This window comes from Pseudomonas sp. dw_612 (genome assembly GCF_018449725.1).
Classification (GTDB): domain Bacteria; phylum Pseudomonadota; class Gammaproteobacteria; order Pseudomonadales; family Pseudomonadaceae; genus Aquipseudomonas.
This window is the reverse complement of sequence record NZ_JAAVVC010000026.1, coordinates 35,303-54,988: the sequence shown is the minus strand read 5'-3', so window position 1 is coordinate 54,988 and position 19,686 is coordinate 35,303. Positions and strand designations below refer to the sequence as shown.

25 protein-coding genes are annotated in these 19,686 nt (G+C 59.4%); 19 read left to right on the top strand and 6 right to left on the bottom strand.

Going from position 1 to position 19,686, the window contains the following annotated elements; translation table 11 throughout:
• Positions 1 to 76: 76 nt before the first annotated feature.
• The 8 genes from HB680_RS28810 (at position 77) to HB680_RS28775 (ending at position 6,950) form a co-directional block, all read left to right on the top strand.
• Positions 77 to 976, top strand: coding sequence for an energy transducer TonB (locus HB680_RS28810; protein WP_213941709.1), 900 nt, complete (start codon positions 77 to 79; stop codon positions 974 to 976).
• A 219-nt stretch (positions 977 to 1,195) separates the two neighbouring features.
• Positions 1,196 to 1,768, top strand: coding sequence for a YqgE/AlgH family protein (locus HB680_RS28805; RefSeq protein WP_213941708.1), 573 nt, complete (start codon positions 1,196 to 1,198; stop codon positions 1,766 to 1,768).
• Positions 1,768 to 2,205, top strand: coding sequence for a Holliday junction resolvase RuvX (ruvX, locus tag HB680_RS28800; RefSeq protein ID WP_005792259.1), 438 nt, complete (start codon positions 1,768 to 1,770; stop codon positions 2,203 to 2,205). The genes HB680_RS28805 and ruvX overlap by 1 nt, the downstream gene beginning before the upstream one ends.
• An 82-nt stretch (positions 2,206 to 2,287) precedes the next feature.
• On the top strand, positions 2,288 to 2,791 hold the full coding sequence (gene pyrR, locus HB680_RS28795; RefSeq protein ID WP_213941707.1) for a bifunctional pyr operon transcriptional regulator/uracil phosphoribosyltransferase PyrR: 504 nt from the start codon (positions 2,288 to 2,290) through the stop codon (positions 2,789 to 2,791).
• 27 nt (positions 2,792 to 2,818) lie between these two features.
• Positions 2,819 to 3,823, top strand: a complete 1,005-nt coding sequence (locus HB680_RS28790) for an aspartate carbamoyltransferase catalytic subunit (protein WP_007897943.1) — start codon at positions 2,819 to 2,821, stop codon at positions 3,821 to 3,823.
• Complete coding sequence (locus tag HB680_RS28785; protein WP_213941706.1) at positions 3,820 to 5,091, top strand: dihydroorotase; 1,272 nt, start codon at positions 3,820 to 3,822, stop codon at positions 5,089 to 5,091. Before HB680_RS28790 ends, HB680_RS28785 begins: the two co-directional genes overlap by 4 nt.
• A gap of 413 nt (positions 5,092 to 5,504) precedes the next feature.
• Positions 5,505 to 6,497, top strand: coding sequence for a lipid II-degrading bacteriocin (locus tag HB680_RS28780; RefSeq protein ID WP_213941705.1), 993 nt, complete (start codon positions 5,505 to 5,507; stop codon positions 6,495 to 6,497).
• Between the two features lie 48 nt (positions 6,498 to 6,545).
• Positions 6,546 to 6,950 carry a hypothetical protein gene (locus HB680_RS28775; protein ID WP_213941704.1) on the top strand — a complete coding sequence of 135 codons (405 nt, stop codon included), beginning with the start codon at positions 6,546 to 6,548 and terminating at the stop codon, positions 6,948 to 6,950.
• 129 nt (positions 6,951 to 7,079) lie between these two features.
• On the opposite strand, the gene HB680_RS28770 is transcribed toward HB680_RS28775, so the two are convergent.
• Complete coding sequence (locus tag HB680_RS28770; protein WP_213941703.1) at positions 7,080 to 7,514, bottom strand: TM2 domain-containing protein; 435 nt, start codon at positions 7,512 to 7,514, stop codon at positions 7,080 to 7,082.
• A 250-nt stretch (positions 7,515 to 7,764) separates the two neighbouring features.
• Here HB680_RS28770 and HB680_RS28765 point away from each other — a divergent pair, with 250 nt between their 5' ends.
• Positions 7,765 to 8,385, top strand: coding sequence for a C40 family peptidase (locus HB680_RS28765; protein ID WP_213941702.1), 621 nt, complete (start codon positions 7,765 to 7,767; stop codon positions 8,383 to 8,385).
• A 106-nt stretch (positions 8,386 to 8,491) separates the two neighbouring features.
• On the opposite strand, the gene HB680_RS28760 is transcribed toward HB680_RS28765, so the two are convergent.
• Positions 8,492 to 9,526 (bottom strand): type IV pilus twitching motility protein PilT, encoded by a 1,035-nt coding sequence (locus tag HB680_RS28760; RefSeq protein WP_201190041.1) that lies wholly within the window; start codon positions 9,524 to 9,526, stop codon positions 8,492 to 8,494.
• A gap of 56 nt (positions 9,527 to 9,582) precedes the next feature.
• On the opposite strand from HB680_RS28760, the gene HB680_RS28755 reads away from it, so the two are divergent.
• The 9 genes from HB680_RS28755 to HB680_RS28715 all read left to right on the top strand — a co-directional run bounded on the left by HB680_RS28755 (position 9,583) and on the right by HB680_RS28715 (position 16,420).
• A complete protein-coding gene (locus tag HB680_RS28755; RefSeq protein WP_213941701.1) occupies positions 9,583 to 10,269 on the top strand; it encodes a YggS family pyridoxal phosphate-dependent enzyme in 687 nt (228 codons plus the stop codon).
• A 25-nt stretch (positions 10,270 to 10,294) separates the two neighbouring features.
• The gene (gene proC, locus HB680_RS28750; RefSeq protein WP_213941700.1) at positions 10,295 to 11,113 is read left to right on the top strand and encodes a pyrroline-5-carboxylate reductase; all 819 of its coding nucleotides are present in this window, start codon (positions 10,295 to 10,297) and stop codon (positions 11,111 to 11,113) included.
• Between the two features lie 24 nt (positions 11,114 to 11,137).
• Positions 11,138 to 11,725: a YggT family protein gene (locus tag HB680_RS28745; RefSeq protein ID WP_213941699.1), complete on the top strand. Its 588-nt coding sequence runs from the start codon at positions 11,138 to 11,140 to the stop codon at positions 11,723 to 11,725.
• Positions 11,726 to 12,050: 325 nt separating this feature from the next.
• Positions 12,051 to 13,190 (top strand): homoserine O-acetyltransferase, encoded by a 1,140-nt coding sequence (locus HB680_RS28740; RefSeq protein WP_213941698.1) that lies wholly within the window; start codon positions 12,051 to 12,053, stop codon positions 13,188 to 13,190.
• Between the two features lie 7 nt (positions 13,191 to 13,197).
• Positions 13,198 to 13,818: a methionine biosynthesis protein MetW gene (gene metW, locus HB680_RS28735; RefSeq protein WP_201198314.1), complete on the top strand. Its 621-nt coding sequence runs from the start codon at positions 13,198 to 13,200 to the stop codon at positions 13,816 to 13,818.
• Between the two features lie 26 nt (positions 13,819 to 13,844).
• Positions 13,845 to 14,279: a DUF4426 domain-containing protein gene (locus HB680_RS28730; protein WP_213941697.1), complete on the top strand. Its 435-nt coding sequence runs from the start codon at positions 13,845 to 13,847 to the stop codon at positions 14,277 to 14,279.
• Complete coding sequence (rdgB, locus tag HB680_RS28725) at positions 14,276 to 14,872, top strand: RdgB/HAM1 family non-canonical purine NTP pyrophosphatase (RefSeq protein WP_213941696.1); 597 nt, start codon at positions 14,276 to 14,278, stop codon at positions 14,870 to 14,872. Before HB680_RS28730 ends, rdgB begins: the two co-directional genes overlap by 4 nt.
• The gene (hemW, locus tag HB680_RS28720) at positions 14,869 to 16,074 is read left to right on the top strand and encodes a radical SAM family heme chaperone HemW (protein ID WP_256735639.1); all 1,206 of its coding nucleotides are present in this window, start codon (positions 14,869 to 14,871) and stop codon (positions 16,072 to 16,074) included. Before rdgB ends, hemW begins: the two co-directional genes overlap by 4 nt.
• A gap of 22 nt (positions 16,075 to 16,096) precedes the next feature.
• The gene (locus HB680_RS28715) at positions 16,097 to 16,420 is read left to right on the top strand and encodes a DUF3392 domain-containing protein (protein WP_150642306.1); all 324 of its coding nucleotides are present in this window, start codon (positions 16,097 to 16,099) and stop codon (positions 16,418 to 16,420) included.
• A 131-nt stretch (positions 16,421 to 16,551) separates the two neighbouring features.
• On the opposite strand, the gene trmB is transcribed toward HB680_RS28715, so the two are convergent.
• The 4 genes from trmB to HB680_RS28695 form a co-directional block, all read right to left on the bottom strand.
• Positions 16,552 to 17,277, bottom strand: a complete 726-nt coding sequence (gene trmB / locus HB680_RS28710; RefSeq protein ID WP_213941695.1) for a tRNA (guanosine(46)-N7)-methyltransferase TrmB — start codon at positions 17,275 to 17,277, stop codon at positions 16,552 to 16,554.
• Between the two features lie 9 nt (positions 17,278 to 17,286).
• Positions 17,287 to 18,081, bottom strand: coding sequence for a thiazole synthase (locus tag HB680_RS28705; protein ID WP_008068101.1), 795 nt, complete (start codon positions 18,079 to 18,081; stop codon positions 17,287 to 17,289).
• 60 nt (positions 18,082 to 18,141) lie between these two features.
• Positions 18,142 to 18,342 (bottom strand): sulfur carrier protein ThiS, encoded by a 201-nt coding sequence (gene thiS / locus HB680_RS28700; protein WP_054044430.1) that lies wholly within the window; start codon positions 18,340 to 18,342, stop codon positions 18,142 to 18,144.
• A gap of 170 nt (positions 18,343 to 18,512) precedes the next feature.
• Positions 18,513 to 18,884: a DUF423 domain-containing protein gene (locus HB680_RS28695; protein ID WP_201198306.1), complete on the bottom strand. Its 372-nt coding sequence runs from the start codon at positions 18,882 to 18,884 to the stop codon at positions 18,513 to 18,515.
• Positions 18,885 to 18,958: 74 nt separating this feature from the next.
• Between HB680_RS28695 and mtgA the strand changes: the two genes are divergently transcribed.
• Positions 18,959 to 19,681 (top strand): monofunctional biosynthetic peptidoglycan transglycosylase, encoded by a 723-nt coding sequence (gene mtgA / locus HB680_RS28690; RefSeq protein WP_213941694.1) that lies wholly within the window; start codon positions 18,959 to 18,961, stop codon positions 19,679 to 19,681.
• Positions 19,682 to 19,686 lie beyond the last annotated feature (5 nt).

Below are 19,686 nucleotides of genomic sequence, written 5' to 3'. Positions count from 1 at the left end.
GCTTGAAGCCTGAAGCTAAAAACCAACATTGCGTTATCATGCCGAGCCCGGAAAAACGTGATGTTGGTTTTTTGTTATGACGCTCCCGTCCGATCTGCCCGCTGAACTCGCCCATACTGGCGTGCGCCCGGCCGATCGCCTCGGTTTTACCCTGTTTCTCGCGGCGTTGATTCACCTGGCCTTGCTGTTGGGCGTCGGTTTTACGATGGTCGAGCCCAAGCAGATCAGCAAAACCCTGGAAATCACCCTCGCCACGTTCAAAAGCGAAACCAAGCCGAAAAAGGCCGATTTTCTTGCCCAAGAGAATCAGGAAGGCAGTGGCACCCTGGATAAAAAGGCGATTCCCAAGACCACCGAGGTCGCGCCGTTCCAGGACAACAAGGTGCAGAAAGTCACCCCGCCGCCGGCCGCCAAGCCTGAAATGCCAGAGGCCGCGCCCAAGGCTGCCGTGACCACCGTCGCGCCGAAGCCGAAAAAAGCCCCGGCCAAAAATGAAGAACCCAAGACCCAGCCCAAACCCGCCGTGGCCGCGCCGACGTTCGACAGCTCGCAGCTGTCCAGCGACATCGCCAGCCTGGAAGCGGAACTGGCCAACGAACAACAGCTGTACGCCAAGCGCCCGCGTATCCACCGCTTGAGCGCGGCCTCGACCATGCGCGACAAGGGTGCCTGGTATAAGGACGAGTGGCGCAAGAAGGTCGAGCGCATCGGCAACCTCAACTACCCGGACGAAGCGCGGCGCAAGCAGATCTACGGCAATTTGCGTTTGATGGTTTCGATCAATCGCGATGGCTCGCTGTATGAAGTGCTGGTGCTGGAGTCCTCCGGGCAACCGCTGCTGGATCAGGCGGCCCAGCGGATCGTGCGGCTGGCGGCACCGTTTTCGCCGTTTACCGGGGATTTGTCGGACATCGACCGACTGGAAATCATCCGCACCTGGAAATTTGCGCGCGGCGACAAATTGTCGAGTAATTAAAGGTTACGCAGTCTGTGTAGCAGCTGGCGAAGCCTGCGTTCGAGGACGCAGTCCTCGCAAACTCGCAAAACGCGGTCATCCTGAAGAAATGATGTATGGCTTTTTACGACTGCTTCGCAGCCGAACGCAGGCTTCGCCAGCTGCTACAGGGGCATACGACACCATTTCCGGTGCATCCCCAGCTTGTCAGTTCGCCCCTCCAACGCCACACTAGCGCTCATGAAGAACGTCAGCCCCAGCTACCTCAAGCATCACTTCCTGATCGCCATGCCGCACATGGCCGACCCGAACTTTGCGCACACCTTGACCTACATCGTCGAGCACACGGCCAATGGCGCCATGGGGCTGGTGGTCAACCGTCCGCAAGAACTGAACCTGGCCGATATCCTCGAGCAATTGCGCCCTGACATCGAGCCACCCGTGCTCTGTCAGCATGTGCCGATCTTTATTGGCGGGCCGGTGCAGACTGATCGTGGTTTTGTCCTGCACCCGTCGGGGAAAAGCTATCAGGCGACCGTTGATCTGGAAGGCGAGTTGTCGTTGTCCACCTCCCAGGACGTGCTGTTCGCCATCGCTGACGGCGTCGGCCCGGCGAAAAGTGTAATCACCCTCGGCTACGCAGGCTGGGAAGCCGGGCAACTGGAGGCCGAACTGGCCGACAACGCCTGGCTGACCTGCCCTTACGACGCCGACATCCTGTTCAACACCAGCAGCGAATCGCGCCTCGAAGCGGCGGCCCGGCACTTGGGGATCAACCTCAGCCTATTGACCAGCCAGGCGGGCCACGCCTGATGGCCCTGCGACTGATTCTGGGTTTTGACTACGGCACCAAACAGATCGGCGTAGCGGTCGGCCAGGTGATTACCGGCCAGGCCCGCGAGCTGTGCACCTTGAAGGCACAAAACGGGATTCCCGACTGGAATCAGGTCGAAGCCCTGATCAAGGAATGGAAACCCGACGCCGTGGTGGTTGGCCTGCCGCTGAACATGGACGGTACGCCGAGCGACATGTGCCTGCGAGCCGAGAAGTTCGCCCGCCGCCTTAACGGTCGCTACAACCTGCCCTTTTATACCCACGATGAACGCCTGACCACCTTCGAAGCCAAGGGCGAGCGGCGGGATCGTGGCGGGCAGAAAGGCAGTTACCGCGACAACCCGGTCGACGCCATCGCCGCCGCCCTGCTGCTGCAAGGCTGGCTCGACGAAAACACCGCATTGTTCGAATCCTGAAGAGCTGCAACAAGCGACTCTCTATAGCGACAACCCGAGCCAAACCCCGCACGCACCGGCTCGGGCCCAAGAAGGAGCAACCATGAGCCTGCCCAATCCCGCCGAACTGATCAGCCAGATGGCGATCCGTCTCAAGGCACACCTGGAACACCGTGGCATCAGCGAACCGCGCTACATCGGTATTCGTACCGGCGGCGTCTGGGTCGCCCAGGCATTGCTCGATGAACTGGGCAGCGACTCGCCGCTCGGGACCCTCGATGTCTCCTTCTACCGCGACGACTTCAGCCAGAACGGCCTGCACCCGCAAGTGCGCCCGTCGGCCCTGCCGTTCGAGATCGAAGGCCAGGACCTGGTGTTGATCGACGACGTGCTGATGAGCGGCCGCACCATCCGCGCCGCCATGAACGAATTGTTCGACTACGGCCGCCCGGCCAGCGTGACGCTGGTGTGCCTGCTGGACCTGGACGCCGGCGAGCTGCCGATCCGCCCGAACGTGGTCGGCGCGACCCTGGCGCTGGCCGCCCACGAGCGGGTGAAGCTGTCCGGCCCGGAGCTCAAGCTCGAACTGCAAGACCTCGCCCTTTAATTCGCCCTATTGAGAGTCCCCCTCGCGATGACGCCTCTAGAAACCAAGCGCCCGCTGCAGCTCAATGATCAGGGCCAGCTGCGCCACTTCCTCTCGCTCGACGGTTTGCGCCGAGAGCTGCTGACGGAAATCCTCGACACCGCCGACTCGTTCCTTGAAGTCGGCGCCCGGGCGGTGAAGAAAGTCCCGTTGTTGCGCGGCAAGACCGTGTGCAACGTGTTCTTCGAGAACTCGACCCGCACCCGCACCACCTTCGAACTGGCGGCCCAGCGCCTGTCGGCGGACGTGATCACCCTGAACGTGTCGACATCGTCGGCCAGCAAGGGCGAAACCCTGCTCGACACCCTGCGCAACCTGGAAGCCATGGCCGCCGACATGTTTGTCGTGCGTCACGGTGACTCCGGCGCGGCGCACTTCATCGCCGAACACGTGTGCCCGCAAGTGGCGATCATCAACGGCGGCGACGGCCGTCATGCGCACCCGACCCAGGGCATGCTCGACATGCTGACCATCCGTCGGCACAAGGGCGGCTTCGAAAACCTCTCGGTGGCCATCGTCGGCGACATCCTGCACTCGCGGGTCGCACGCTCGAACATGCTCGCGCTGAAAACCCTCGGTTGCCCGGACATCCGCGTGATCGCCCCGAAAACGCTGCTGCCGATCGGCATCGAGCAATACGGCGTGAAGGTCTACACCGACATGACCGAAGGCCTGAAAGACGTCGACGTGGTGATCATGCTGCGCCTGCAACGGGAACGCATGACCGGCGGCCTGCTGCCGAGCGAAGGCGAGTTCTATCGCCTGTTCGGCCTGACCACCGCGCGCCTGGCCGGGGCCAAACCGGATTGCATCGTCATGCACCCGGGGCCGATCAACCGTGGGGTGGAGATTGAGTCGGCGGTGGCCGACGGCCCGCACTCGGTGATCCTCAACCAAGTCACCTACGGTATTGCCATTCGTATGGCCGTGTTGTCCATGGCCATGAGCGGGCAGACCGCCCAGCGCCAATTCGAGCAGGAGAACGCCCAGTGAAGCTCAGCATTCTCGGCGCCCGCGTCATCGATCCAACCTCAGGGCTGGATCAAGTAACCGACATTCATATTGAAGCCTGCAAGATCGTCGCCCTTGGCGCTGCGCCGGCCGGTTTTGTCCCGGTCGAGACCATCGACGCCAAAGGTTTGGTGGCGGCACCTGGCCTGGTTGACCTGAACGTCGCCCTGCGCGAACCGGGTTACAGCCGCAAAGGCTCGATTGCCAGCGAAACCCGCGCCGCGGCGGCCGGTGGCGTGACCAGCCTGTGCTGCCCGCCGAAAACTAAACCGGTGCTGGACACCTCGGCCGTGGCCGAACTGATCCTCGACCGCGCCCGCGAGGCCGGTAACACCAAGGTCTTCCCGATTGGCGCCCTGAGCAAAGGCCTGGACGGCGAGCAGTTGGCTGAGCTGGTCGCATTGCGCGATGCCGGTTGCGTGGCCTTCGGCAACGGTCTGGAGAGCTTCCGCAACACCCGCACCCTGTGCCGGGCGCTGGAATACGCGGCGACCTTCGACCTGACGGTGATTTTCAATTCCCAGGACCACGACCTGGCCGAAGGTGGCTTGGCCCACGAAGGCCCGACCGCGAGTTTCCTCGGCTTGCCAGGCATTCCGGAAACCGCTGAAACCGTGGCCCTGGCCCGGGATCTGCTGCTGGTCGAGCAAAGTGGCGTGCGCGCGCACTTCAGCCAACTCACCAGCGCGCGCGGCGCGGCCCTGATCGCCCAGGCCCAGGCCCGTGGGTTGCCGGTGACTGCCGATGTGGCGTTGTACCAACTGATCCTGACCGATGAAGCGCTGATCGACTTCAGCAGCCTCTATCACGTCCAGCCGCCGCTGCGCACCCGCGCCGACCGCGATGGCCTGCGCGCGGCGGTGAAGTCCGGGGTGGTCTCGGCGATCTCCAGCCATCACCAACCCCATGAGCGCGATGCCAAACTGGCGCCGTTCGGGGCGACTGAACCGGGAATCAGCAGCGTTGAACTGCTGCTGCCGCTGGCGATGACCTTAGTAGAAGACGGTTTGCTGGATCTGCCGACGCTGCTGTCCCGCTTGAGCGCTGGCCCTGCCGAGGCGTTGCGCCTGCCGGCGGGCAAGTTGGTGGTAGGAGGCGCGGCGGATATCGTGCTGTTCGACCCTGCGGCCTCGACCGTGGCCGGTGAAACCTGGTTGTCCAAGGGTGAAAACTGCCCGTTTATCGGCCATAGCCTGCCGGGCGTGGTGCGCTACACCTTGGTGGATGGGCGGATTAGCCACCAGGCGTAAGACCGCGTCGCCTGCATTCGCGAGCAAGCCCACTCCCACAGGGGGAACGCATTCCCATGTGGGAGCGGGCTTGCTCGCGAAGTCTTACTGACAGGTGTCTTTGTCCTTAGGTCATTCAGCACTCTCATTACCACACCAACTCTTATCTACTACGAGCTAACATCCTCGCCTCACATCATCATTAACCCATCTGTAACAAGAACACTCCTTCAAGCCATAAAGAAAACAGCCACTTATCAGTACGAAAGTTCTGACGTCTCACAATCCAAATGAAAAGAACCTCATAACAATAAGAAACACCCTACAAGTTATCAGATGCAAATTTTCAGTCCGCCATCTAGCATTCAAACACCCTAAGGAGAACCACCCAAACAACTCTCTATATACAGAGACGCAAAACAAAGGAGCAGCACATGAAAAATGGACTTACATTGCCACCTATCATTACGAAAGGCACGACGGGAAACTCAGGTGGCTTTACGGTTAACCCAGGGTTCAGATGGGGAACCTATGCAACAGCTGATTGGCAGGGTGCCGGAGAGGCCGTTATAACCAACGACGGCAGGACTTATACACTGCCACTGTGCGATGGCCCCGTCATCACGCCAGCTGAAATGGACATGTTCCATGAATGGCTGGAAATGAAAACCAGCATCAAGGCATTCACTTACGAACTGCAAATGCTGGGTAGAACAATTAACAACAACGATGCCCTTGGCGCCATCAGAGATCTTTGGAGAATCACAGAAAGCGATAATTACTTACTCAACAATGCTTCAATAGTCACTCATGCCTATTTCAAAAACAAACTCATAAACTTCAGCCTTGCGGACGCCTTCGCCGCTCAACAAAAGCTGAGTGACAGAGACGCTTTGATCAAGGTAGCAGCAACCAGTCCTTACAGCATTGAATACAAGACAACGACGCCAGAGCTCTCAGGTGGCCCCTTCAGCCCGGTGAAAGCCTTTGCTCATTACTTGTGGGGGAAGGGGGAGAAATTGCGCGTTGACATAAACAACATCGGCCTGAACGTAAGGCCCCATGAAATCCCCCTTTTGGCTAATACAATTGCCAGCACCCGCGCAACTGGAACGTATCATCTATCCGACCCCAAAGTACCTTACGCAACTATCAACGACAATGTTGGCACAGGTGCTTATCTAGGAAGAATAACCTTGAAGGTCGAAGGAGACTTTACCAGAAACGAAAATGGCTCCTGGATTTTTGACGGCACAATAAAGGCGTATACAGACACGTACGATTTCGATGAAAGCAACAGATCAACATTTCTCGAAGTACTCACTACAGCCGGGAGGGCATTTTCCGGCGCGAGTTATGAAATCGATATCTCTGGCGAACATAAAATAATGCTCAACGGCACCGGGTATCAACCTAACCCACACTGACATCCGTCAGGCCATTTGACAGTCCGCGCTAAGCAGGCAGCCCTAAAAATGAAAAAGCTCAGTAACCAAATGCATTATGCCTATCCAGTGCTTCTCTTGATCACCTCCGCCATAGGCATATTCACCGTAGTGAATAACCTTACCGCAGGGTTATACGGAATTGACAGGGACTCGATCGGCCTGCCAATAGGTGCGATGTTTATTATTTGCATAATGCTATTGGCCATGCATTTACTGCAGGTTTTCAGCAGTAAAAAAGCCAAAGTCCATTTTCCGGGAAAGATTCTGCTTACTGCATTATCACTGATCGCTGCGGCCCTTTCGTCGGCCATTCTCGCTGGTTGTATCTTTTACTGGTCCATTCCTGACCATATCGTTATTGCAATCTCTTATAGTTTCACTGCGGTCGCATTTGGTACGTTTCAACTTCAATTATTGAAAACAGCCAAATAGTTTGGCAAGAAGATGTCGACAGGCTTAAGACCGCGTCGCCTGCATTCGCGAGCAAGCCCGCTCCCACAGGGACTGAATCATTCCTGTGGGAGCGGGCTTGCTCGCGAAGTCTTACTGACAGGCACCTCTTTAGCGGGAGGCTGCTCGGTTACTGATGGTATTCACCACCGAAACCTGGGTATTGAGCGTCCAGAAGTCAAACAGCACCCCCAGAAAGAACACCCCGCCCGTTACCAGGTACAACAAGCCGCTGAGCCACTTCCCCTGATACATCCGGTGTACGCCGAATACCCCGAGAAACGTCAGCAGAATCCACGCCACGCTGTATTCGATCGGCCCGGCGGTAAAACGCAGGTCGGCCTCGCGGTCCATGGACGGGATCAGGAACAGGTCGATCAGCCAGCCGATACCCAGCAAACCGAAGGTGAAGAACCAGATCGTGCCGGTTACCGGCTTGCCGTAATAGAAGCGGTGAGCCCCGGTAAAACCGAAAATCCACAGCAGATAACCGATCAGTTTGCTGTGGGTGTCTTGATAGGTTGAGGGGTGTTGATAGGTGTTCATGAGGATCCTCGAATCACACGATAGATAAATATTGTTGAATTCTTTGTGACTTTTTTACAGGCGTCCGACGTATGGCAAATGCTACCTTCACTCCCGCCAAAGCCTTATAGCAGCTGACCTCTGTCAGACAATCGCGTCAATTTGCCGCTTATTTGGTTCCGTTGACTCCAAGGTCCAATCGACCAACGGCCTCGGAAGGGCCAAAAAAGCTGTTATAAAGTTGCGCGCTAACCCATATGAGCCTTGCCTAATGCGTCCATTTTTCAAGACATGGCTAACCATTTGCCTTTTGATGCCACTGGCCGCCCACGCCACCAATCGTGAGCAACGTCTTCCTAACGTTAATGGTTACACCCCGAAATCCCATGTTTCTGCTCCTTCGAGCAAAAACAAGCAAACCGCCAAGCACTCCGCCACTCTGGCGACGCTCAACAGCAAGCTGGTACCGCCGATGGCGACCAAGCAAAGCAGCAATGTGTTGAGCCGTGCGGTAAACGTCCTCGGTACTCCTTACCGTTGGGGCGGCAGCAGCCCAAGTAAAGGGTTCGATTGCAGTGGTCTGGTGAAATACGCGTTTAACGACGCGACATTCGACCTGCCACGCACCTCGAACGCCATGGCCAGCGGTCATGGACAGAAAGTCGAACGTGCGGATCTGAAGCCGGGCGATCTGATTTTCTTCAACATCAAGAGCCGCCGGGTCAATCACGTTGCCATCTACCTGGGCAACGACCGCTTCATCCATGCACCGCGCCGTGGCAAAGCGGTGTCGATCGACACGCTGAAGAAGCCGTACTGGGAAAGCCACTACGTGGTAGCCAAGCGGGTTCTGCCGAAAGAGCCGAACCAGATGCGCGTCGTACAGCGCTGATTTAAAGCAAGATCAAAAGGTCGCAGCCTTCGGCAGTTCCTGCACAGGGATTCACGTTTCCCGGTAGGAGTTGCCGAAGGCTGCGATCTTTTGCTTTTTAAAGACCTCAGAAATTATCCGGCGACCGCGCCTTCTCCCGCGCATGCTCGCGGCTGATCAAGCCCTTGGTCACCAATTCCTTCAAGCACATATCCAGCGTTTGCATCCCCAGGTTGCCCCCGGTCTGAATCGACGAGTACATCTGCGCCACCTTGTCTTCGCGGATCAGGTTACGGATCGCTGACGTGCCGAGCATGATTTCGTGCGCCGCGATCCGCCCGCCGCCGATCTTCTTGACCAGCGTCTGCGACACCACCGCCAGCAACGACTCGGACAGCATCGAGCGCACCATCGACTTCTCATCCCCCGGAAACACGTCCACCACCCGGTCGATGGTTTTAGCCGCCGACGTGGTATGCAGCGTGCCGAACACCAAATGACCGGTCTCGGCCGCAGTCAGGGCCAGGCGAATGGTTTCCAGATCGCGCATCTCGCCGACCAGAATCACGTCCGGGTCTTCCCGCAATGCCGAGCGCAGTGCCGTCGCGAAGCTGCGGGTATCACGATGGACTTCGCGCTGATTGATCAAGCATTTTCGCGATTCGTGGACGAACTCGATCGGGTCTTCGATAGTGAGAATGTGGTGATGGCGATGGTTGTTCAGGTAATCGATCATCGCCGCCAGGGTGGTGGACTTGCCGGAACCGGTCGGGCCGGTCACCAGCACCAGGCCTCGGGGCGCTTCGGTAATCTTGCGAAACACATCACCCATGCCGAGGTCGTCCATGCTCAGGACCTTCGACGGAATGGTCCGGAACACCGCGCCGGCGCCGCGATTCTGGTTGAACGCGTTGACCCGGAAGCGTGCCACGCCCGGCACTTCGAAGGAGAAGTCGGTTTCCAGGTGCTTCTCGAAGTCCACCCGCTGGGTGTCGTTCATGATGTCGTAGATCAGCTCGTGCACCTGTTTGTGGTCCAGGGCCGGCAGGTTGATGCGCCGCACATCGCCGTCGACGCGAATCATCGGTGGCAGGCCGGCAGACAAGTGCAAGTCGGACGCGCCCTGTTTGGCGCTGAATGCCAGCAGCTCAGTGATATCCATAGCGCTCCTCAATTCCAGTAGAATGCCGCGAACCTTCAGACCGGCGGCGCCTCTTGATGTCCACGATAGCAGACAACATTCTCCAGGTTAGTTCGCGTATCCAGGCTGCGACCCAAGCGGCTCATCGCGACGAGCACAGCGTCCAGCTGCTGGCCGTGAGCAAGACCAAGCCTGCCGACGCCCTGCGTGAAGCCTACGCCGCCGGGCTGCGCGACTTTGGCGAGAACTATCTGCAGGAAGCGTTGGGCAAACAGCTCGAATTGGCCGACCTGCCCTTGATCTGGCACTTCATCGGCCCCATTCAATCGAACAAGACTCGCGCTATCGCCGAGCACTTCGCTTGGGTGCATTCCGTGGATCGTTTGAAAATCGCACAACGCCTGTCCGAACAACGTCCTGCCGATCTGCCGCCGCTGAACATCTGCATTCAGGTCAACGTCAGCGGCGAGGACAGCAAGTCCGGCTGCACTCCGGCCGACCTGCCAGCCCTGGCCAAGGCCATCAGCGAATTGCCGCGCCTGAAGTTGCGCGGGCTGATGGCGATCCCCGAGCCGACTGAAGATCGCGCCGCCCAGGACGCCGCTTTTGCTGCCGTGCAGCACCTGCAAGCCAGCCTTAATCTGCCGCTCGACACCCTTTCCATGGGCATGAGCCACGACCTTGAGTCGGCCATCGCCATGGGCGCCACGTGGGTCCGCATCGGTACAGCCCTGTTTGGCGCCCGTGATTACGCACAGCCTTGACTACTTTCTTTTCTAAGGACCTGACATGAGCAAGACCCGTATTGCCTTTATCGGTGCCGGCAACATGGCCGCCAGCCTGATCGGTGGCCTGCGCGCCAAAGGTCTGGAAGCGGCACACATCCGGGCCAGCGCTCCAAGTGCTGAAACCCGTGCGCGCGTGAACGCCGAATACGGCATCGAAGTATTCGCTGACAACGCCGACGCCATCCAGGACGCGGATGTCGTCGTGCTGGGAGTCAAACCCCAAGCGATGAAAGCCGTGTGCGAAGCCATTCGCCCGAGCCTCAAACCAAATCAACTGGTGGTTTCCATCGCCGCTGGCATTACCACCACCAGCCTGAACAACTGGCTCGGCGCCCGGCCGATCGTGCGCTGCATGCCCAACACCCCGTCGCTGCTGCGTCAGGGCGTGAGCGGTTTGTTTGCCACCGCCCAGGTGTCTGCCGAACAACGCCAACAAGCTGAAGCCTTGTTGTCCGCCGTCGGCATCGCGCTGTGGCTGGGCGAAGAACAACAACTGGACGCGGTCACCGCCGTTTCCGGCAGCGGCCCGGCGTACTTCTTCCTGTTGATCGAAGCCATGAGCGCTGCGGGCGTGAAACTCGGCCTGCCTGCGGACATCGCCGCACAACTGACCCTGCAAACCGCACTGGGCGCCGCCCACATGGCGGCCGCCAGTGACGTCGACGCCGCGGAACTGCGTCGCCGCGTGACCTCGCCTGCGGGCACCACGGAAGCGGCCATCAAGTCGTTCCAGGCCGGGGGCTTCGAAGCCCTGGTAGAAAAAGCACTCGGCGCCGCTGCGCACCGTTCGGCCGAGATGGCTGAGCAACTTGGTCGCTAATCAGTTCTTACAAAGGAATCAATGATGCTCGGACTCAATGACGCTGCCATTTTTGTAATTAAAACCTTGGGCAGCCTGTACCTGCTGATCGTGCTGTTGCGTTTCATCTTGCAATTGGTTCGGGCGAACTTTTACAACCCGCTCTGCCAGTTCATCATGAAAGCCACTCAACCGCTGCTCAAGCCTCTGCGCCGGGTCATCCCGAGCATGTTCGGGCTGGACATGTCGTCACTGGTACTGGCGCTGATCATTCAGATGCTGTTGATCGCGGTGATCCTGCTGCTCAAAGGCTTCATGGTCGACTGGCTGTTCCTGATTCCCTGGGCACTGATCGCGATCTTCTCGCTGTTTTTGAACATCATTTTCTACGCGATGATCATCAGCGTGATTCTGTCCTGGGTCGCCCCGGGCAGCCACAATCCGGGCGCCGAACTGGTGGCGCAGATTACTGAACCGGTCCTCGCGCCGTTCCGTCGGATCATTCCGAACCTCGGCGGCCTCGACATCTCGCCGATCTTCGCGTTTATCGTGATCCAGTTGCTGCAGAGCTGGCTGATCCCGCGTCTGGCTTACTTTGCCCTCATGCCGAACGGACTGCTTGGGTTGATCTGATCGGGTGAGTGACTCGCTTTAATCAGGTGGTGCTTCTTAGAACCACCCCTCACCCCAGCCCTCTCCCCCTAGGGGAGAGGGAGAAAGGGAGCCGATCTCCATGCTTGTCAAATCCTGAGTTCGACTTGATATCTCAGGTCGATGCAACTCGAAAGAACAACTCGGTCAGCCCCCTCGCCCCTTTGGGGCGGTCCGACGTTTCGGGAGGGTTAGGGTGAGGGGCGATCCAAAGCCGACCACCTATTTCCCAAACACCCAGCCCTTTGCTTGCCGCTAGCCACACTGGTCTTTAGACTTACGCCTCATTTCAACGAGAGCAGGGTCGATGCCAACTGCCTTTCCCGCCGATTCTGTTGGTCTGGTGACGCCGCAAATGGCGCACTTCAGTGAACCCCTGGCCCTGGCCTGCGGCCGTTCGCTCCCAGCTTATGACCTGATCTACGAAACCTACGGCACGCTGAACGCCACGGCGAGCAACGCCGTGCTGATCTGCCACGCTTTGTCCGGCCATCATCACGCTGCCGGTTTCCACAGCCATGACGAGCGCAAACCCGGCTGGTGGGACAGCTGCATCGGCCCCGGTAAGCCGATCGACACCAGCAAGTTCTTCGTGGTCAGCCTGAACAACCTCGGCGGCTGCAACGGCTCCACCGGCCCGAGCAGTATCAACCCGGAAACCGGCAAGCCCTTCGGTGCCGACTTCCCGGTGTTGACCGTGGAAGACTGGGTGCACAGCCAGGCGCGCCTGTCCGACCTGCTCGGCATCAGCCAGTGGGCGGCGGTGATCGGCGGCAGCCTCGGCGGCATGCAGGCCTTGCAGTGGACCATCACTTACCCCGATCGCGTGCGGCATTGCCTGGCCATCGCCTCGGCGCCCAAGCTGTCGGCGCAGAACATCGCGTTCAACGAAGTGGCACGCCAGGCGATCCTCACCGACCCGGAGTTCCACGGCGGTTCGTTCCAGGAAGCGGGCGTAATCCCCAAGCGCGGGTTGATGCTGGCACGGATGGTCGGGCACATCACCTACCTGTCCGACGATTCCATGGGCGAGAAATTCGGCCGTGGCCTCAAAAGCGAAAAGCTCAACTACGACTTCCACAGCGTCGAGTTCCAGGTCGAAAGCTATCTGCGTTATCAGGGTGAAGAGTTCTCCGGCCGTTTCGACGCCAACACTTACCTGTTGATGACCAAGGCCCTGGATTACTTCGACCCGGCGGCGAATTTCGACGATGACCTGGCGAAAACCTTTGCCGGCGCCACGTCCAAGTTCTGCGTGATGTCCTTCACCACCGACTGGCGCTTCTCCCCTGCCCGCTCCCGGGAACTGGTGGATGCGCTGATGGCGGCCAAAAAAGACGTGTGCTACCTCGAGATCGACGCTCCGCAAGGCCACGACGCCTTCCTGATTCCGATCCCGCGTTATTTGCAGGCGTTCAGCAACTACATGAACCGAATTAGTTTGTGAGAAAGCCATGAGAGCTGATCTGGAAATCATCCAGGAATGGATTCCCGCCGGTAGCCGCGTGCTCGACCTCGGTTGCGGCGACGGCGAATTGCTGACCTGGCTGCGGGACAACAAGCAAGTCACCGGTTATGGCCTGGAAAACGACGCGGACAACATCGCTGAATGCGTGGCCAAAGGCATCAACGTGATCGAGCAGGACCTGGACAAGGGCCTCGGTAACTTTGCCAGCAACAGCTTCGACGTCGTGGTCATGACCCAGGCCCTGCAAGCCGTGCATTACCCGGACAAAATCCTCGACGAAATGCTGCGGGTCGGGCGCCAGTGCATCATTACCTTCCCGAACTTCGGTCACTGGCGCTGCCGCTGGTACCTGGCGAGCAAGGGCCGGATGCCGGTTTCGGAGTTCCTGCCATACACTTGGTACAACACGCCAAACATCCACTTCTGCACTTTCGGCGACTTTGAAGAACTGTGCCGCGAACGTGAAGCGAAGGTCATTGATCGGCTTGCCGTGGATCAACAGCACCGACATGGGTGGGCCAGTAAGCTATGGCCTAATCTGTTAGGTGAGATTGGTATCTACCGCGTCAGCAGCCCCGGGCTGCAAGACCACAAGGTCGCGGTCTGAACCACGACATTTCAAGGAGAACGATCATGGGTCGTCTAGCGCTGTTTGTACTTACTGCCTGCCTGAGCGTCACTGCCATGGCCGCCGATGTCATCAAGGGCGAGCGCCAGGAAACCTTTGGCGACGTGACGGTGCATTACAACACCTTCAACTCGACGTTCCTGCAACCGGACATCGCCAAAGCGGCGGAACTGGTGCGCAGCAAGAACCAGGGTGTGATCAACGTTTCGGTGATCAAGGACGGCAAGCCGCTGATCGCTCAGGTCAACGGCACGATCAAAGACCTGACCAGCCAAAGCGTGCCGCTGAAATTCAAACAGATCACCGAACAAGGCGCGGTCTATTACATCGCGCAATACCCGGTAGACCAGCAGGAAGTCCGCACCTTTGAAATCAAGGTGCAGAACGGCGACAAAATCAACACCATCAACTTCAACCAAGAGCTTTTCCCCGGCGAATGATGAACTTCACGCAACTCGTACTGGCCAGCCATAACGCCGGCAAACTCAAGGAACTCCAGGCCATGCTCGGCGCTTCGGTGCAACTGCGCTCGATCGGCGAGTTCAGCAGCGTCGAGCCTGAAGAAACCGGCCTGTCGTTCGTCGAAAACGCCATCCTCAAGGCCCGCAACGCGGCGCGCATCTCCGGTTTGCCTTCTCTGGCGGATGATTCTGGGCTGGCGGTGGATTTCCTCGGGGGTGCGCCAGGGATCTATTCCGCACGTTACGCTGACGGCAAGGGCGATGCGGCGAACAACGCCAAATTGCTCGACGCGTTGAAAGACGTGCCGGAAGCCGAGCGCGGCGCGCAGTTTGTCTGCGTCCTGGCGCTGGTGCGACATGCTGACGATCCGTTGCCGATCCTGTGCGAAGGTTTGTGGCACGGCCGTATCCTGACCCAAGCCAGCGGTGAACACGGGTTCGGCTACGATCCGCTGTTCTGGGTGCCGTCGCGCGATTGCTCCAGCGCCGAGCTAAGCCCGAGCGAGAAGAACCTGATCAGCCACCGCGCCCGTGCAATGGATCTGCTGCGCCAGCGTCTAGGCCTGATATGACCCACGACTCATCCGCGTCGCCGCTGATCTTCGGCGGCGCCGCACAATCGCCGCGGGCCGCGTTGCCAACGCTGCCGCCCCTGGCGCTGTACATCCACATCCCGTGGTGTGTGCGCAAATGCCCTTATTGCGATTTCAACTCCCACACCGCCAGCCCCGTTCTGCCGGAAGAAGAGTATGTCGACGCCTTGCTCGCCGACCTTGATCAGGATTTGCACGCGGTCTACGGCCGTGAGTTGAGTTCGATTTTCTTCGGCGGCGGCACGCCGAGCCTGTTCAGCGCTGCGGCACTGGGCCGTTTGCTCAAAGGCGTGGAACAGCGCATTGCGTTTGCCAGCGACATCGAAATCACCCTGGAAGCCAATCCCGGGACCTTCGAGCAGGAGAAGTTCGTCGCCTATCGCGCGCTGGGGATCAATCGCCTGTCGATCGGCATCCAGAGCTTCCAGGAAGAGAAACTCAAGGCCCTGGGCCGCATTCACAACGGCGACGAAGCGGTGCGAGCCGCCGGCATGGCGCGTCAGGCCGGGTTCGACAACTTCAACATGGACCTGATGCACGGCTTGCCCGATCAGTCCCTGGACGATGCGCTGAGCGACCTGCGCCAGGCCATCGCCCTGAAGCCGACCCACTTGTCCTGGTATCAACTGACCCTGGAGCCGAACACGGTGTTCTGGAACCAGCCGCCGACGCTGCCGGAAGACGACACGCTGTGGGACATTCAAGAGGCTGGCCAGGCGTTGCTCGCCGCACACGGTTACGCGCAATACGAAGTCTCGGCCTATGCCCAGCCCGGTCGTGCGGCGCGGCATAACCTCAATTACTGGAGTTTCGGCGACTTCATCGGCATCGGCGCCGGCGCCCATGGCAAGCTCAGCCACCCGGACGGGCGCATCGTCCGCACCTGGAAGACGCGCTTGCCGAAGGATTACCTCAACCCGGCCAAAAGCTTCAAGGCTGGCGAGAAGGCGCTGACCAATGACGAGTTGCCGTTCGACTTCCTGATGAACGCCTTGCGCCTGACCGAAGGCGTGGAATCACGGCTGTATCCGGAACGCACCGGCCTGCCCCTGGAAAGCCTCGCCGAAGGTCGCCGGGAAGCCGAACAAAGCGGCTTGTTGCAGGTCGAACCGTCACGTCTGGCGGCCACCGAGCGCGGACAACTGTTCCTCAATGACTTGCTGCAGACATTTCTGAGCTGATTTCAGCCTTAAGGGAAAACCAATGGATTTGATCCTCGACCTGCTCGCCACCGTGTCCCGCTGGAGCCGTAGCAACCTGTCGGAAATCTCTCTGGCCCTGGTGGGCTGCCTGCTGGTGCTGTTCGGCGCCGACATCAAAGGCTGGGTCGAACAACGCCTGGGCGGCATCGCCGGCGCCTTGCGCGTCCCGCTGATGGCCCTGCTGTGCATGGTCGGCAGCGGCGTGGCACTGATCTACGCCACACCCTGGATAATCAAAGGCCTGAGCCAGTTCAACAACTACAGCCTGGCGCCGGTGTTGTTGGTAGTGTTGGTGTTGATCGGCGTCGTAGCCGACCGCCGCTGATTTAGCGACAACCGAAAACACCTGTGGGAGCGAGCTTGCTCGCGATGGCGGTGTAACAGTCAACATAGATGTTGAATGTTAGGACCTCATCGCGAGCAAGCTCGCTCCCACAGTTTTTATTGCGTTACGGCTTAAGACTGCTTTTCGAACTTCAGGTCCCACACGCCATGCCCAAGTCGTTCGCCGCGGCGCTCGAACTTGGTGATCGGGCGTTCGGTCGGGCGTGGGACGCATTTGCCGTCTTCGGCGAGGTTGCGGTAGCCCGGCGCGACGTTCATCACTTCCAGCATGTACTCGGCGTACGGTTCCCAGTCGGTGGCCATGTGCAGAATGCCGCCGACCTTCAACTTGCTGCGCACCAGTTCAGCGAACGACGCCTGAACGATACGGCGCTTGTGGTGACGGCTCTTGTGCCATGGGTCCGGGAAAAACAGCATCAGACGATCGAGGCTGTTGTCGGCCACGCAATTGTTGAGCACTTCGATCGCATCGCAATCGTAGACCCGCAGGTTGGTCAGGCCCTGAGTCAGCACACCATTAAGCAGCGCGCCGACACCCGGACGGTGAACCTCCACACCGATGAAATCCTGTTCCGGCGAAGCCGCGGCCATTTCCAGCAGCGAGTGGCCCATGCCGAAACCGATTTCCAGCGAACGCGGCGCCGAGCGGCCGAACACCTGGTCGAAGTCCACCGGCGCATCGGCCAGCGGCAGGACGAACAGCGGCGTGCCCTGCTCCAGGCCTTTTTGCTGGCCTTCGGTCATGCGTCCGGCGCGCATCACGAAACTCTTGATGCGGCGGTGTTGGCGTTCTTCGCCTTCTTCCGTCTGGATAGGCGTGTCGTTCGATTCAGTCATCAATGGCTCTTACTTGATCAGACCATCCAGCGGCGAGGAGGCGCTGGCATAGAGTTTTTTCGGCATGCGGCCGGCGAGGTAGGCCAGGCGGCCCGCGACGATCGCGTGTTTCATGGCTTCGGCCATCATGATCGGCTGCTGGGCATGGGCGATGGCCGAGTTCATCAGCACCGCTTCGCAACCCAGTTCCATGGCGATGGTGGCGTCGGAGGCAGTACCGACACCGGCGTCGACCAGTACCGGAATCTTGGCTTCTTCGAGGATGATCTGCAGGTTGTACGGGTTGCAGATCCCCAGGCCCGTGCCGATCAGACCGGCCAGCGGCATGACCGCAATCACGCCGATTTCCGCCAGTTGACGGGCGATGATCGGGTCATCGCTGGTGTAAACCATCACATCGAAGCCTTCCTTGACCAGCACTTCGGCGGCCTTGAGGGTTTCGATCACGTTCGGGAACAGCGTTTTCTGGTCCGCCAGCACTTCCAGCTTCACCAGGTTGTGGCCACCGAGCAGCTCACGGGCCAGGCGGCAGGTGCGCACGGCCTCGGTCGCGTCGAAGCAACCAGCGGTGTTCGGCAGGAAGGTGTAGCGATCCGGCGACAGGACTTCGAGCAGGTTCGGTTCGCCCGGGTTCTGGCCCAGGTTGGTGCGGCGCACGGCGAAGGTGACGATCTCGGCACCCGAGGCTTCGATGGCCAAGCGGGTTTCTTCCATGTCGCGGTACTTGCCGGTGCCTACCAGCAAACGCGACTGGTAAGTACGACCGGCCAGGACGAAGGGCTTGTCGCTACGAACGATGCTCATGGGAAATCCTCTGTAGGGGTGAGGTTCTTGCAGAATTCTGTGCCCTTGCGGGCCGGGCGACTAGCCGCCGCCGATGGCGTGCACGACTTCGACACTGTCGCCGTCGTTCAGCGTGGTGTCAGCATGCTGGCTGCGCGGGACGATATCCAGATTGAGTTCGACCGCCACCCGGCGTCCGGTCAGATCCAGACGGGTCAGCAGGGCCGCAACGGTTTCACCGTCGGGCAGTTCAAGGGATTCGCCGTTCAACTGAATGCGCATGCAAGAAGCCGCCATCATTTTTAGGGGCTGGCATTCTAGCCCGATCGGTCAGGCTGACCCAAGCCATTCGTCTTGAAACACGATCCCGTAGGAGCTGCCGAAGGCTGCGATCTTTTGATCCTACTCTTTTGAAGATCAAAAGATCGCAGCCTTCGGCAGCTCCTACAAGGTCAAGTCAATCGCCAAGCGGCGAGGCCCAGGCAGAACCAGCCGACTAGAAACGCCAAGCCACCGAACGGCGTGATGATGCCGAGCTTGCTAACGCCAGTGATCGTCAGCAGATACAAACTGCCGGAAAACAGCAGGATGCCGATCGCAAAGGACGCTCCGGCCCAAGTGATCAAGCGACCCGGAATCTGCGTGGCCAGCAGCGCCACACCCAGCAGCGCCAAGGTATGCACCAATTGATAGGTGACACCGGTGTGGAAAATCGCCAGGTATTCGGGGGTCAGACGGTTTTTCAAACCATGGGCGGCGAACGCGCCAAGGGCAACGCCGGTGAAGCCGAAGAAAGCGGCCAGCATCAGAAAGCCACGCAGCATGAAGAACTCCAGTCAGACTCGATCAACAGGGTCTGTATAATGGCCCGCTCAACGGGTTCGGCCAAGCCATCTCTATGCTGCGTTTAATATTGCGACGATTCACGAAGGCCTTGCTCTGGTTCGCGGGCGGCAGCGTGTTGCTGGTTCTGATCTTTCGCGTGGTGCCGCCACCGGGGACGGCGTTGATGGTCGAGCGCAAGATCGAATCCTGGTTCGACGGCGAGCCCATCGACCTGCAGCGCACCTGGCAACCTTGGGATCAGATCTCCGACGACCTGAAAGTCGCGGTGATTGCCGGCGAGGACCAGAAATTCCCGGAGCATTGGGGTTTCGACTTCGGGGCGATCCAGGCAGCCCTGGCTCATAACGAACTCGGCGGTTCGATTCGCGGCGCCAGCACGCTCAGCCAGCAAGTCTCGAAGAACCTCTTTCTGTGGTCCGGCCGCAGTTGGCTGCGCAAAGGGTTGGAAGCGTGGTTTACCGGATTGATCGAGGTGTTCTGGCCCAAGCAGCGGATTCTCGAGGTGTACCTCAACAGTGTCGAGTGGGATGACGGGGTGTTTGGCGCTGAGGCGGCGGCCAGGCATCACTTTGGTGTGAGCGCTAAAGGGCTTAGTCGTCAGCAATCGAGCTTGCTGGCGGCGGTATTGCCCAATCCGCGAGTGTGGAGTGCCAGTCATCCGACTAATTACGTAGCGCGCCGGGCCGGGTGGATTCGGCAGCAGATGAGTCAGTTGGGGGGCGATAGCTATTTGCTGGGACTCAACGATTCGCGCCGGGCACCTTGGGCTCAGTAACACGG